13 protein-coding genes, 1 tRNA gene and 1 pseudogene are annotated in these 13763 nt (G+C 64.2%); 3 read left to right on the forward strand and 12 right to left on the reverse strand.

Annotation, left to right across the window (positions count from 1 at the left end; all coding sequences use genetic code 11):
* Positions 1 to 199 precede the first annotated feature (199 nt).
* A pseudogene (locus tag F5544_RS47565) lies at positions 200 to 484 on the reverse strand (hypothetical protein); the annotation flags it as partial.
* 106 nt (positions 485 to 590) lie between these two features.
* Between F5544_RS47565 and F5544_RS18680 the strand changes: the two are divergent.
* Positions 591 to 788: a hypothetical protein gene (locus tag F5544_RS18680; protein ID WP_167474370.1), complete on the forward strand. Its 198-nt coding sequence runs from the start codon at positions 591 to 593 to the stop codon at positions 786 to 788.
* A 69-nt stretch (positions 789 to 857) separates the two neighbouring features.
* The gene (locus tag F5544_RS18685; protein ID WP_167474371.1) at positions 858 to 1265 is read left to right on the forward strand and encodes a hypothetical protein; all 408 of its coding nucleotides are present in this window, start codon (positions 858 to 860) and stop codon (positions 1263 to 1265) included.
* Between the two features lie 183 nt (positions 1266 to 1448).
* On the opposite strand, the gene F5544_RS18690 is transcribed toward F5544_RS18685, so the two are convergent.
* The 3 genes from F5544_RS18690 to F5544_RS18700 form a co-directional block, all read right to left on the reverse strand.
* Positions 1449 to 2105 carry a LuxR C-terminal-related transcriptional regulator gene (locus F5544_RS18690; protein WP_238847320.1) on the reverse strand — a complete coding sequence of 219 codons (657 nt, stop codon included), beginning with the start codon at positions 2103 to 2105 and terminating at the stop codon, positions 1449 to 1451.
* Positions 2084 to 3301, reverse strand: a complete 1218-nt coding sequence (locus F5544_RS18695; RefSeq protein ID WP_167474372.1) for a sensor histidine kinase — start codon at positions 3299 to 3301, stop codon at positions 2084 to 2086. The genes F5544_RS18690 and F5544_RS18695 overlap by 22 nt, the downstream gene beginning before the upstream one ends.
* A gap of 1093 nt (positions 3302 to 4394) precedes the next feature.
* A complete protein-coding gene (locus tag F5544_RS18700; RefSeq protein WP_167474373.1) occupies positions 4395 to 6383 on the reverse strand; it encodes a hypothetical protein in 1989 nt (662 codons plus the stop codon).
* 564 nt (positions 6384 to 6947) lie between these two features.
* Here F5544_RS18700 and F5544_RS18705 point away from each other — a divergent pair.
* Complete coding sequence (locus F5544_RS18705) at positions 6948 to 7085, forward strand: hypothetical protein (RefSeq protein ID WP_167474374.1); 138 nt, start codon at positions 6948 to 6950, stop codon at positions 7083 to 7085.
* Between the two features lie 113 nt (positions 7086 to 7198).
* On the opposite strand, the gene F5544_RS18710 is transcribed toward F5544_RS18705, so the two are convergent.
* The 8 genes from F5544_RS18710 to F5544_RS18745 form a co-directional block, all read right to left on the reverse strand.
* A tRNA-Pro gene (locus tag F5544_RS18710) sits at positions 7199 to 7272 on the reverse strand.
* Between the two features lie 31 nt (positions 7273 to 7303).
* Positions 7304 to 8002, reverse strand: a complete 699-nt coding sequence (locus tag F5544_RS18715) for a type 1 glutamine amidotransferase domain-containing protein (RefSeq protein WP_167474375.1) — start codon at positions 8000 to 8002, stop codon at positions 7304 to 7306.
* A gap of 2 nt (positions 8003 to 8004) precedes the next feature.
* Positions 8005 to 8430, reverse strand: coding sequence for an SRPBCC family protein (locus tag F5544_RS18720; protein WP_167474376.1), 426 nt, complete (start codon positions 8428 to 8430; stop codon positions 8005 to 8007).
* Positions 8417 to 9127, reverse strand: coding sequence for a CatB-related O-acetyltransferase (locus tag F5544_RS18725; protein WP_167474377.1), 711 nt, complete (start codon positions 9125 to 9127; stop codon positions 8417 to 8419). Before F5544_RS18725 ends, F5544_RS18720 begins: the two co-directional genes overlap by 14 nt.
* Complete coding sequence (locus tag F5544_RS18730) at positions 9124 to 10437, reverse strand: cytochrome P450 (RefSeq protein WP_167474378.1); 1314 nt, start codon at positions 10435 to 10437, stop codon at positions 9124 to 9126. The genes F5544_RS18725 and F5544_RS18730 overlap by 4 nt, the downstream gene beginning before the upstream one ends.
* Positions 10434 to 11825: an FAD-binding oxidoreductase gene (locus tag F5544_RS18735; protein WP_167474379.1), complete on the reverse strand. Its 1392-nt coding sequence runs from the start codon at positions 11823 to 11825 to the stop codon at positions 10434 to 10436. The genes F5544_RS18730 and F5544_RS18735 overlap by 4 nt, the downstream gene beginning before the upstream one ends.
* A 13-nt stretch (positions 11826 to 11838) precedes the next feature.
* Positions 11839 to 13200, reverse strand: a complete 1362-nt coding sequence (locus F5544_RS18740; RefSeq protein ID WP_167474380.1) for a TrpB-like pyridoxal phosphate-dependent enzyme — start codon at positions 13198 to 13200, stop codon at positions 11839 to 11841.
* 27 nt (positions 13201 to 13227) lie between these two features.
* Entirely contained in the window at positions 13228 to 13716 is a 489-nt protein-coding gene (locus tag F5544_RS18745) for an acyl-CoA thioesterase (protein ID WP_167474381.1), read from the reverse strand.
* Positions 13717 to 13763: the final 47 nt, after the last annotated feature.

Consider the following 13763-nt stretch of genomic DNA (forward strand, 5'->3'; position numbering starts at 1 on the left):
CGGAGTCGGAGTCCAGTCCGTACAGCACATGGTGCGCGTCCGATGTTTCGGCGACAACGTACAGCCGATGGGCTGCGCCGTCGAAGGCCGGGCGCCCGGTGATCCCCTCCGGGTCGATATTGCCGCAGGGCAGGGCGGACTGCGAGATCGGGTCCGCGACATGGGTACTCCACCGCACCGCGGAATTCGACACCGCGTAGACCGTGCCGTTCTCGGTCGCGGCGTACACGTTGTCGCCCGCGACGATCGGCTGACCGTAGACGGCTCCGTCCAACGCGACGGTACTGTCCGCCGCCCGCGCATTCGTGGATGCCTGAGGAGCCGCCGAGCCGGTGCCGTAGGCGACCGCGCACATCGCCGCGCACCACAGCGCGGCGACGACCAGGCTCGTTCGCCGCGGGCGGGGCGCGATACATGCAGGACCCGGTCCACGCCGGCGAGCGAACCGAGGGCGGCGGATCGGCTCAGGGATCACATTGGCCATGGCCGACTCCTGTTGCAGAGGGCTGTCATGTCGACGGTCGATCGAACACCGGCCGTGGAAATACCGCACGAGCCAAAGGTGTTCGTACACAACAATTATCGCCGATATGGCACCTTCCCCAATCCAGTCGGCACTGGGGATCGACGGAGCTGTCGGATCCGCCACCACCAAGGCCGGTATCACCACCGGTTCAGCCGACGCCGTCGACGGTATGGTCCGCGCATTCACCGGCTCGGCCGAGTCGCTCGGCGGCCCGCGCGAACTGCTCACCGGATCGAGCTCGCCCTCGACGCTGAATCCGTAGGCTGTTCAGAGTCAGCGCAATTCCGATGACACACAACGGATATCGGTGAGCTCGAGTCGGGGAGAACTTGTGATCCACACGCCCAACGAATTCTTGTCCCGCCTGGTGGGTTGCCGTCTGTTCTCAGTGGTGTTCGTCATGGACTATGTGCAGCTGTGCTTCGACTCGGACGCTACCGAAGACAGGCCGATACTTACGTGCGATGTCTTCCCGGTGGTCCATACGGAAAGCGCCCAGCTTCGAGAGGGCGAGATCGGTTACGCGGACGCGCTGAGGGCGTTCATCCCCGGGCAGGTTGTCGCAACGGCCGAAGCGTTCGAGGTGGGTCTACGAGTGGAATTCTCGAACGGCGCGATAGTGCTGCGCCCGACCTACGACGAACTCGTCGGCCCTGAGATCGCTACTCTGTCTGGGTTTGTCGACAGGGCGTGGATGGGTTGGCGACCGGGTGAGGACGTCTTCGAATACCTTCGCTGACCTGTTTCACCCGCACTGATCGACGCGGCATTCGGCTAGAGCGCGCGATGTCAGCTGTCGGGAGTCGTTCGGGCCGTTGATGTTCGAGGCGGCTCTGTGGCGCCTCGAACCATGCGACTATTTCGTGCACTTCAGTCCTCGGATGTGAAATCTCCGAAACCGGAACTGGCTACCTGCGGTTGGTCAGTGGTCGAGGTGGGCGAGGACGGCCAGGACGCGGCGGTTGTCGTCTTCACATTCCGGGAGGTTGAGTTTGGTGAAGATGGCGGCGATGTGTTTGGTGACCGCGCTGGCGGAGATGGTCAGTCGGCGGGCGATGGCGATGTTGGAGCGTCCGGAGGCGATGAGGCTGAGGACTTCGCGTTCGCGGGGGCTGAGGTCGGTGGTGCGGCCGCGTGCGTCGCCTCGGGTCAGCAGTTTGGCGACGACCTGTGGGTCCATTGCGGTGCCGCCGCGGGCGACGGATTCGACTGCGCTGATGAACTGTTCGGCGTTGGACACTCGGTCCTTGAGCAGATAGCCGACCGCGCCGATGCCGTCTGCCAGCAGTTCGCGGGCGTAGAGCTGTTCGACGTATTGGGACAGCACCAGTACTGGGAAGCCGGGCCGTTCGCGGCGTGCGTGGATGGCGGCCTGCAGGCCCTCGTCGGTGAACGAGGGCGGCAGTCGGACGTCGACGATCGCGATATCGGGCTGGTCCTCTGCGAGGGCCCGGCGCAGGGATGGGCCGTTGTCGACGGCGGCGGTGATGGTGAAGCCGTGCTCGGTGAGTAGACGGACCAGCGCGTCTCGGATGAGGAACAGGTCCTCGGCGACGACTACTCGGATCGGATCGCGCACGGCACCTCCAGCCGTATGTGGGTCGGGCCACCGGGCGGGCTGTCGATCGCGATGGTGCCATCGAAGACCGCCAATCTGCTCCGGATACCTTGGAGCCCTGTGCCTTTGGCCGGGTCCGCGCCGCCGTCGCCGTCGTCGATGACAGCACAGCGCAGCACACCGTTGTGGTAGCCGAGGGTGACGTGCACGGCGGCCGTACCCGCGTGTTTGCCGATGTTGGCGAACAGTTCGTTGACCGCGAAGTAGACCGCCGACTCGACCGCCGGCGCCGGTCGCCCGGGCAGCTCGCAGGACACTTCGGCATCGAGCAGGGAATCCAGTGCCAGGGCGCGGATCGCGTCGGCGAGGCCTCGGTCGGCCAGGACCGGTGGATGCACGCCGCGCACGAGGTCGCGCAGTTCGTCCAGCGCTTGTGATGAGGCTTCTCGTGCCGCGGCCACGAGTTGCCGTGCCGCGTCCGGGTCCTCGGCGAACAGCCGTTCGGCGTTGCCTAGGCCGATACCCAGCGCGACCAACCGGGCCTGCGCACCGTCGTGCAGATCCCGTTCGATTCGGCGCAGCTCCGCGGCTTGGGCGTCGATACTGTCCGTGCGGGTGTCCACCAATGTCTCGACCCGTCGTTTGAGCCGGGTGGTGCGTGACGGCTCGAGCAGGTCGCGCGCCCAACTGGCACGCAGCCGCAGCAGTGCCGGCCCGATGTAGAGGCCCAGCGCGATCAACCCGATCCCGACCGGGATCGCTGCCAGCGCGGCGGCCGTCGAGGTCACGTGAATGGGACCGTAGGCGTTGACACCCCCGGCGCGCGCGTTGGCCCGCCACACCCACGGTTGCACTGCGGCGCCGTACAACCCGTAGAGCGGCATGCCGAGCGCCAGCGCGGCAGTCCAGGTACCGATGATCGGGTCGACGAACGCCCAGGCCACATCCCGCCAAGTAGAGGGTGCCTTCAGCAGCTCGGCAGCGCTCGTCTCGTCACCGTAGGGGCTTTCGATGTCCACGCCGAGCCGTCCCGACAGCCGCCGAGCCGCGTCCGCGACCGTCCGCAGCAACGCGACCGCCGACGGGAACACAAACCGTCCGACGCCGACCACCATCAGCGCCGCACTGACCAAAACCAGTGCCGCCGAGCCGATTCCGGCGACCGACAGACAGATCATGCCCAGCGCGTACACCGGTGTGGCAAGTCTCGCCCGCATCCCCGTCCCCCCATTCCGTGCCGTTGGCCACGTCGCATCGCCGTCCGAAGATCCCATCATCCCCGGCTTCCGATCCGCCGCAATACCACCAGGCTTATCGAGCCCGCGACGCCAGCAGGTTGAGAACGACATGTTTGCCATATATCGCAGCCTCCCCGATCGAAGGCCCGCTGCCATTGCAGCTGAATTCCCATATCACCTGTAGTTTTCTCCACTGCAGGTTCGGGGAGATCGGTGTGAGCGCGACGACGGCGCATCGCCAGGTCACGCGGATAAGTCGGCTACTGCTACTCCAGTGCCTTCGGCGTTTTCCAGCGCTCGCGACCAATGGATCAGGCCCCGATCGCTCAGCTCGTCGAGTACCGCCTGGTGCAGCCGCCGCCACGCTCCGGCGTTGGTCCACTCCCGCCGAATTGCCGCTGGCGGAAAGTCAAAGGGTGGTTGGGTCGGCCATCATTCTCCATGAGACTGCCAACCGGCTCGGATTCAATGAGCATGGATTGACCCCGGCAACTAGCTCGACAATTGCTAACGGTCTGCTCGAATTGATGCTGACCACCCGGATCCCGAGACCGGTGAACGACCCAAAGGTTGCTCTGGGCGTGTGCACCGTCGCTCAGCCGGGGGACTGGGAGGCGACGGGCGCCTCACTGTTCGGCTGAATTGTGATGACGATGGGGATCGTGTTGGCATGATGTTGGAACGATGGTCCCAAAGTGGTCCCAAGGCTCCGAATCTTCCCCTAACGGCAACCCCTCCGACTGCAGGTCGGGAGGGGTTTTCTCTGTCGGGCTGACAGGATTTGAACCTGCGACCACTTGACCCCAGAAATCCGGATTTTCAATCTCCGCACGTCACGAACATTAGGCACTCATTCGCCGTTATCGAACGACCTTGGATGTTCACGCCCGCGCATCTCGTGTGGTCCCAGGTGGTCCTAAGCCGGCAGAGCGGTTTCGTCCGACCGACCGAGTTTCCAGATGGCAGTCACACCCGCCTGGGCCTCAACGCCTGGGGCTGGGTTGCACTATCGGGGACAATCACGGTCCACGGCTGGCTAGGGGATCGGCTACGCCACAGTTCTTGGTCTACGCTATCTACGACCTCCGACCGCAGTCTTGGCTCGTCTTCCAGTTCCGAAGCGGGAACCCGCTGTCACCCGTATGCGCTGCTCAACGTTTACGAGCCCTAGCACCGCCATTGTCAACGCTTCGGGCTCTATCCATTTGTTAATATGATCGTCCTTGATGCGGACGGGATTTCCCTCAGAATCAAGAGCCAACTCCTGCTTCTTGAGCTTGAAAGCATGCATAACCTTTGACACCAGCTCATCCTCGTACACCTGTTTGACAAGGGAGATTACATCGTTTTGGTCGGCCTTGGGATACTCTTGGGTCCAGAAGTTGAACTCGCTCCTGAACAGAGGAAATGCAGTATTTACATAGATTGTACCGAATGAGCCTGCAGCTGAATCCCTCCTGTCGAATCGCGCGGCGTGCTGGACGTCCTCCTCGCGAAATGTTTCCCATCTGATATCGGGTAGGCCGTCACTCTTTCGGCGTTCAGAGCCCGAAAACTCGCCAGACTCGTCACGGTTAAGAATAATCTTGTCTCCAGTGCCTCCAGCGTCCTTCGAGCGATTTCGTGGCCTAGTGGCCACCGATTCTTGGTTGTGTGGGTTCCCGGTCCCGGCCCTCGGTCTGCCAGTCGTCGACGATGCCGGATTTCCAGATTCTCGGCCAGCATCGTTTTGAACCAGCAGTACTGGGCGAAATCTGGTCGCCAGGCGCTCCATTGTCCGCTTGAGTCGTTCTCGACGGTCAAGGTCATTACTGTCCGCAACCCCCTCTCGACTCGCCTCGATTGCCTTTTTTATCGGACCTGGCATTTGCTGATAGAAATTATCCTGCCAATCTTCCCAGGGAAGATTGGTGCTACCCTTACCGATAAGCATTCCTCGGGATGCTTGTGGCATGACGCCCCAGTGCGTAGGCTCTGACTCCTTGTAGGGCGGCGGAATAACAAAAAGCCAAACACGCATTCTGATGGCGTCCGGAATACCAAACTGGCGGTACTGTTGAAGTCGATCTTTACGATCGTATGCCTCGTTTTCATATTGAACAGCTATGATCGGCTTTGTGGGCCCCTTCTCGACATAGAGTGCATCCTCGTCCTTGTCGGTGAGATACCATTCGATACGGGTTCCGTGCCTCACCATCACGGCCCCATGCTGATGGCTCGGTGAAATCACCGCCTTGATGCCATCTACCCTACGCGGATGAATTGCGAACTTATTTCCGTCCGGGTCGACGATGATTCTGTCCTTACTTTCGCGCCTTTCGGTCTCGACAGGCTTTGGTTCGATAGTTGCCACGCGCACGGTGACGTTCCTTGGGAGCTCAACAAACCGTGAGTTGAGATAGTTCACAATTCCTCGCTTGACCTCCTCCTCGCCGCGCTTGTAATCGCCACCCACGGTATCTCTTTTAATGCCGTCGCCTAAGAAGAGAAAGACCGTGCCATGTCCAGCGGCCTTGATTTCGCCGAAGTGAAATTTTCGCAAGTCAATTCCAAGAGCTTGATTAAACGCAGGTGGAATGCGGTCGCTGATATCATCTGGCGTTCCCGCAAGGTCGGAATCCTCGTAGTAAACTTCAAAGTCTTTGAGCTGCCACCGATCATGGCGCTCATCGAAGTGAATCCATATCATTCGACCATCTGGCGTCTTCTTGGTCCACGATATTACGATAATACCGTAAGGATTCCATTCGTAGCACGACGCCTTGAATCCTTGTCCAAAATTCTCGGTCAGCGAGATTGTCCGTCCACCGCCACCGAACGAGGACAAGAATATCTTGAGATCTTCCTCGTCCATCCCGAGCCCGTTATCGGCAACATAACGCCGTGCGACTCCATGTGCGGCGAAGGACTCTTCGTCTACTCCGAAATAGACCCATGTCGCTTCGGCCTGAATGGAGTTAACGAGAGCTTCTCGTGCCCATTGATACGGACCACCAGCATTATACGCTTGACGGATCAGATGATGAACGTTCTTGTCTGCAACAGAGACAATTGTACCCATAGTCGCTTATCGCTTTCTCCTAGCTTGCTAGGAGGCCGTACTAGCGCCTCTAATGGCGCTAGCTCGTGTCGGTGATCGTACTCGCAAGCACGCGACGTAACCAGAAGATTGCGATGAGTTACAGGACTTCTGTGCGCATGCAAGGCTCATTACGAGCTACTAACGCAAAACGTGCCAACCGTTTTGTTATAAGCTTGCCCACGATCCTTTGTGGTCGAGCCAATGCTGCCCCAAACGAAAGCACCGGGACAGTGCCTGGACAAGAACGGGACTCGCCAAGTCCCGGCACCGTCCCGGCAGGTGACCTTGAAAATCTGCCCTGAACTGCGCGTTCGGCACACGACCAACCAAAGAACAAATCCGGGCAGATTTTCAAGGTTACCGAGGAGGGACGGGAGGGGCGTGAGGACGCAAATCGGGGCCGGGTGCCGAGTGGTTGCGTTGGTCGACACGTTGGATGTCCGCTGCCCACGGCGGTGTGTTCGCGCGTCGTAAACGCTCAGTGCGCTAGACCAGGCCACCACCGAGAGTGGCGGTTCGAAAACCACAAATGACGGTGAGCTCTTGTCGCGGTTCTTGACGATGCCGAACGTCGGGCCGCTGATCCCCGAGCTGCTGGCGCGCATCAGCGGCGAAGAGTACTGGTCCTCGGACGGTCCCAAAGTGCTGCCGAGGCTTCGGATCGTCCCCGACGACGCCTGACAACACTGAGAACGGGGTGATTTACCTGTTGTGGTCCCCACATGGTCCCAAGCCGAGCGGACCCTCCAACGAGCAAACCCCTCCGATCGCACGTCAGGAGGGGATTTTCTCTGTCGGGCTGACAGGATTTGAACCTGCGACCACTTGACCCCCAGTCAAGTGCGCTACCAAACTGCGCCACAGCCCGTTGCACCGGTTGTTTTGGGTGCTCGAAGAGATTACCTCAGGGTGTTGCGTGACGACGAATCGCCTGGAAGATGGGTGTTTTGTGGGGGTGGGGTCATCGCCAAATGGGCTGCCCGCGTGGCTACTTCGGTGGCGGAGGCGGGGTTTTGGCCGGTGATGAGGTGGCCGTCGGTGATTACGTGGGGGAGGAAGCTCGGTCCTGTGGAGATGTCGGCGCCGCGGGCGGCGAGTTCGTCGGCGAGGAGGTAGGGAACGAGGCGGGTCATGCCGACGGCGCATTCTTCGGCGTTGGTGAAGCAGGTGATTTTTTTGCCGGTTATCAGGGTGCCGGCGTTGAGTAGGGCCGCTGGGCCGTGGCAGACGGCGGCGATGACGCTGCCGGATTCGTGGTGTCGTTGGATGAGGTGGGCGAGGTCTGTGGCGTCCGGGAAGTCGAGTGCGGCGCCGTGTCCGCCCGCGAGGAAGAGGATGGCCGCGGGTTCGATTTCGGACGGGCAGGCCGTGTGGGCGAGTTTGGTGCGCATTTGTGGGTCGCGGAAGAAGGCATGCTGCACCGGGTCGCGTTCGTCGATCGCCTCCAGGGGTGGGCGACCGCCGCGCACCGATACCGTGTCGACCTGGAAGCCGTTGTCGCGGAACACTTTCCAGGCGTCGGCTAGTTCCGATGCGTAGGCGCCGGTTGGTCGGTCGCCGATGCGGTCGCAGCTTGTCATGGCGAGGATGGCGCGCATGGTCAATCCTCGCGTTCGGCGAGGGCGGCCAGCGTTTCGACCGATCGCGGGATGCCTGCGGTGAGCGCGGGGCCGAAGCTGTGGCCGAAGTGGTCCGCGGCTGGTCCGACCAGTTCGGCGCGGTGGGTGATCCTGGTGCGGCCGTTGGGCAGTGCGGTGAGGGTGTTGACGAGGCGCAGGGTGACGGTGTCGGCGATCTCGGTTTCCGAGACGTAGCCGGTGTTCTCGGTCGCGTCGGCGATGCGCAGGGGCAGCGGTTCCTGGCCGGTGGGGGTGAGTTCGCCGGTGGCGCCCGCGGTGAACGGGCCGTTCAGCCGGACCTGTTCGACGGCGTTGTTCCAGGTGGGCCAGCGCGAAACGTCGGTGTAGAGCCGCCAGATGGCGGCGGGTTCGGCGGGTGTTTCGACGCTGTGTTCAAAGGTCCACATCGGAGGTTGCCTCCTCGATCAGGCCGCGCTCGCGCGCGACGGATGCCAATTCGTCGACGGTGCCCGCCATCAGCACCGGCAGGTGTGCGGTGACCTCGTCGACCGGCCAGCGCCACCAGGCGATCCGGCGCAGCAGCGCGATCCGCTCCGCGTCGAACCGCAGCCGCACCAGCCGGGCCGGATTGCCCGCGACGATTCCGTAGTCCGGAACATCCACTGTGACAACGGATCTGGCGGCGACGATCGCGCCGTCGCCGATTCGCACGCCGGGCATGATGACGGCCTCCTGCCCGATCCACACGTCGTTGCCGACGACGGTGTCGCCGCGGTACGGGCGGTCGCGGAAGAGTTCGGCCGCCTGTGTCCATGCCCCGCCCAGCAGCGGGAACGGATAGGTGGATACGCCGGTCGCCCGGTGGTTGGCGGCGTTCATGAAGAATTGGACGCGCCGGGCCAGCGCGCAGTATCTGCCGATCACCAGCCGGTCCGGCCCGTAGTGGAACAGGATGTTGTTGCGTTCGAAGCCGGTCGGGTCGTCGGGGTCGTCGTAGTAGGTGTAGTCGCCGACCTCGGTGAGTTCCGACTGTACGAGCGGTTTGAGGAATACCACCCGCTGCTGTTCGATCGCGCCACCCGCACGCGGGCTGTACAGGGCGGGGTAAAGCTGGTCGGGATCCGGTGCTGCCAGGTCGCTCATGTCGTCCGCCATTCGATCGGCAGATGTTTGATGCCGTTCTGGAAGTTCGATCGCAGCCGCTGGGGTTCACCGGCGAGTTCGACCTCACCCAGTTGTTCGAGCACCGCGGCGAACATCGCACGCATCTGGGTGCGGGCCAGATGGGCGGCGATGCAGAAATGCGGTCCGTGCCCGAATGCCAGATGCGGATTCGGGTCGCGGGTGATGTCGAACCGGTCCGGGTCCGCGAACACCCGCTCGTCCCGGTTGGCGGAGGCGAAGAAGACGACGACCTTGTCGCCCTCCTCGATGGGCACATTGCCGAGGGTGGTGTCGGCGTCGGCGGTGCGCCGGAATTGGGTGACCGGCGACCACCAGCGCAGCATCTCCTCGACCGCGCTGTCGAGCAGGCCGGGATCCGCGCGCAGCCTGCGGTATTCGTCCGGATGCGACAGCAGCGCGAACATGCCGCCCGGCAACGCGTTTCGGACGGTTTCGTTCCCGGCCACCGAGAACAGGAAGAACACCTGCTCGAATTCGTCGAGGGTGACCCGGTCGGCCTGCTGCAGCAGGATCGACATGATGTCGTCGCCAGGATGACGACGCCGGTATTCGCCCAGCTCGCGCGCGTACGCGTAGAGATCGGCCATACCGAACGGATGCCGCGAGTCCGGCATCCTGCCGTCGGCGTCGGGTTGCGGGCGCACCCGCAGCGCGGTGCGGGCCATCGGGCTGGCGTTGGCGACGTCGAAGGCGTCGCTGGCGTTGTATTCGGCGTCGAGCAGGCCGATCACCCGGTTGCTCCAGTCGAACATGAGCCATCGGTCCGACTCGGGTATTCCGAGCAGATCCGCGAGGCTCAGCAGCGGCAGGTCCGCGGCGATATCGCGGGCGAAATCGGCCGTACCGCGCCGCGCCAGCGCGGCGACCAGGCGATCGGCGTGCTCCCGGATGCGTTCCTCCAGCATCGCGACCGCGCGCGGGGTGAACGAGCGGGCCAGCAGACCGCGGATCCGGCCGTGGTCGGGCGGATCCATATTGATCATCATCCGGCGCAGCGGTCCGAGCAGTTGCGGTGTCGCGTCGTAGATCTGGGTCAGCCCGCGGCTGGACGAGAAGAGCCGTGGCGTGCGCAGTACGACCTGCGCCTCGGCGTGGCGCAGCACGGCCCAGAAGCCGGGGCCGGGTGCGAGATGGTCGACGGCGGGTTCCTCGACCCACACCGCGGCGGCCGCCTGCCGCAGCCTGGCGAACGCCTCGTGCGGCACGCCGCGCACGTAGCTGTCGGGATGGAAGATGGCCGTGGTGTCGTCGATATCGTTGCGGGTCATGGGGATACCTCGGCGAGCGCGATGTTGTGGTTGAAGCGGAACATGTTGTCCGGGTCGCAGCGCGCCTTGACCGCGGCGAGCCGGGCGAGGCGGCGGTCGTCCCAGCACGCGCGCACCCGATCGGTGTCCTCGTCGTCGCCGACGAGGTTCAGATAGGTGTTGCCGTGGCTGAATGCGCGCAGCGTGCGGCCCGCCGCCCTGGCCCAGTCGCGGCAGCGTTCGGTGTCGGCGGGGTCCTGCCACTGACCCATCACGTGGATCAGCCAGCTCTCCGCGCGTTGTGCGAAAGCGGTTGCGTCCGTTGGGATTCTGGTCGGTGCGGCGTTGAAAGGGATCACCTCGACGATCGAATGCCCCGACGGCAAGGTGGCGCCGATCTCGGCGACGGCATCGATTTCCGCGGTGCCGAAGGCGGGCAGATATTCGCCGGTCCAATAGTTGAGGCCGCCGAAGGGGTTGAGCGGATCCAGCAGCGACTGCACGCTCGCGTAGTCCATCGGCGCGACGAAGTCGACGATCGGCGTGCCGAACGCGCGGATCGGCTGGATCGCCTCGGCGCCCGCCTCGGCCGTGCCCGCGTACCGGACGAAGATGCCGATCACCCGTTTTCCGATGTGTTCGGCCGGAAAGACGGGGATCGGCGGCACATGCTGGAAGATCGCGTCGGCGCTGAGCTCCTCCGGCGCGTCGGCGATGAAATCGCGCAGGAAGGCCAAAACCTCGGCGGCCCGGTCTATCGGGTAGGCGATGAGCCCGCCGTAGACGGTGGTCACCGGGTGGGCCCGGAATTCGAAAGAGGTGACGACGCCGAAGTTCCCGCCGCCGCCGCGCAGCGCCCAGAACAGTTCCGCGTCTTCGGTTTCGCTGGCCCGCACCAGCGAACCGTCGGCGGTGACGATATCGGCCGACAATAGGTTGTCGCAGGTGAGGCCGTACTTTCGTTGCAGCATGCCCATGCCGCCGCTGAGCGTGAGCCCGGCTATCCCGGTTTTGGACACCTGCCCGCTCGGGGTGGCGAGCCCGTACAGCTGGGTTTCGCGGTCCAGATCGCCGAGCGTCGCACCGCCCTGGACGCGGACGGTGCGCCGCAGCGGATCGGCGCGGACGCCCCGCATCATGGACAGGTCGACGAGCAGCCCGCCGTCGCAGGTGCCGTGCCCGGCCACGCTGTGCCCGCCGCCGCGGATCGCGACCGGCAGCCCCTCCGCGACGGCGAATCGCAGGGCGGCGCGGACGTCGGCTGCGCCGATACAGCGGACGATGAGCGCGGGCTTGCGGTCGATGAGCCCGTTGTGCACCGCGCGGGCCCGGTCGTATCCCGGCTCGCCGGGAACGATGACGGTACCGGCCAATCCGGCACGAAATGGCTGAATCACGTTGTCGTCCATGGGTTCTCCAGATTCAGGCCGAGACGGCGGGCAATTGGTCGAGGAAGGTGCGCAACCGCTCGTCGGGCAGTTCGGCGTCGGTGAGCGTGCCGTCGCGGAAGGACTGGTAGGCCGAGAGATCGAAATGCGCGTGGCCGGTGACGAGCAAGAGGATCGTTTTCGCGGCGCCCGTCTCCCGGCAGCGTTCGGCCTCGTCGAGGCAGGCGGCGACGGCGTGATTGGATTCGGGTGCGGGCAGGATGCCCTCCGCCGCGGCGAAACGCACTCCGGCGGTGAAACATTCGCGCTGCGACTTGGCGACCGCCTCGATCAGCCCGGTGTGGTAGGCGTACGAAATCAGCGGTGACATACCGTGATAGCGCAGCCCGCCCGCGTGGATCGCCTCGGGTACGAACGCGTGCCCGACGGTGTACATCTTCATCAGCGGCGTCAGCCCCTGCGAATCGCCGTGGTCCCAGGCGTAGCGGCCGCGGGTCAATGCCGGGCATGCGGTGGGTTCCACCGCGAGCGCGCGGATATCCCGCCCGCCCGTTAGCTTTTCGCGCAGGAACGGAAAGGCGAGCCCGCCCATACTCGATCCGCCGCCGACACAGCTGATCAAGACGTCCGGGTAGTCATCGGCCAACGCGAATTGCTTCAGCGCTTCCTCGCCGATGACGGTCTGGTGCAGCAGAACATGTCCGGCGGTGCTGCCGAGCGCGTACCCGACCGCCGGATCGGCGAGCGCGACCTCGACCGCCTCGCTGACCGCCAGCCCGATGCTGCCGCGGGTATTGCCATCGGCCTGGGCGCGGCGGCCGGTTTCGGTCACCGCCGACGGGCTGCGGTGCACGGTGGCGCCGAACGCCTCCATGAGCACCTTGCGGTAGGGCTTCTGATCGTAGGAGCTGCCGGTCCACCACACCTCGCAGCCGACACCGAACTGGGCGCAGGCGAAGGCGAGCGCCGCACCCCACTGACCGGCTCCGGTCTCGGTGGTGAGCCGTTCGATACCCGCCGCCTTGTTGTAGAACACCTGTGGCACAGCGGTATTCACCTTGTGCGAGCCCGTGGGGCTGACGCCCTCGTACTTGTAGTAGATGCGGGCGGGCGTGTCGAGCAGGCGTTCCAGCGCTCGGGCCCGGAAGAGGGGTGTCGGCCGCCAAAGCCGGTAGATGTCCCGGACGACGGATGGGATCTCGATGTATCGCTGCGTCGACCCGTCCTGTTCGAGTAGGCCGATCGCGGAGAGGCTGGTCATCTCCCGCGCGGTCATCGGTTGGTGGGTTCGCGGATGCAGTGGACGCGGCGGGCGTTCCGGTAGGTCGGCGACGATGTTGTACCAGTGGGTCGGCAGCTCCGACTCGTCGAGCAGGTACTTGACCTGGTCGGTCATCACAATCTCCGGTATCGAAAGTGGTTGCTAGCGCGCGGGTGTCACGGCCATGGGACGGTTCGGGGCGCCGTTGCCGAGCCGCTGTCCGCGCAGGAAGCGTTCGAACTTCTCGTGGAAGTCGTCGGGTGCGCGCATCCGCAGGCCGCGCTCGCGGTCCACCAGGGCGTGCCCGGACCTGGCCTCGGCGAGCAGTTGACCGCCCTTGCGGCGGTAGATCTCGTAGTGGCAGTCCAGCCGTGCGGTGGGTGTCGTCGCCCAGGTCCTGATGACGATCTCGTCGAGGTACCGGGCCGACGCGTGGTAGCGGATGTGGAATTCGGTGGTGGTGATCAGGTAGTTCCAGAAGTCGACGCCGACCGCGAGGGCGAACGCCTCCCGGCCGAGATCGCACCAGGCCATGTAGTTGCCGTAGTAGGCGTGCTGCTGGCCGTCGCATTCGGACCAGCGGACGGTGGTGCTGGTTTCGACGTAACCCCAGCGCATCACCTTCGGCGCCGATTCGACCCAACGTGGCATATGTCCTCCTCGGTCTCGCCGAACGCGCGCGATACGGTGCACGGCGG

The sequence above is a fragment of the Nocardia arthritidis genome (genome assembly GCF_011801145.1).
Taxonomy (GTDB): domain Bacteria; phylum Actinomycetota; class Actinomycetes; order Mycobacteriales; family Mycobacteriaceae; genus Nocardia; species Nocardia arthritidis_A.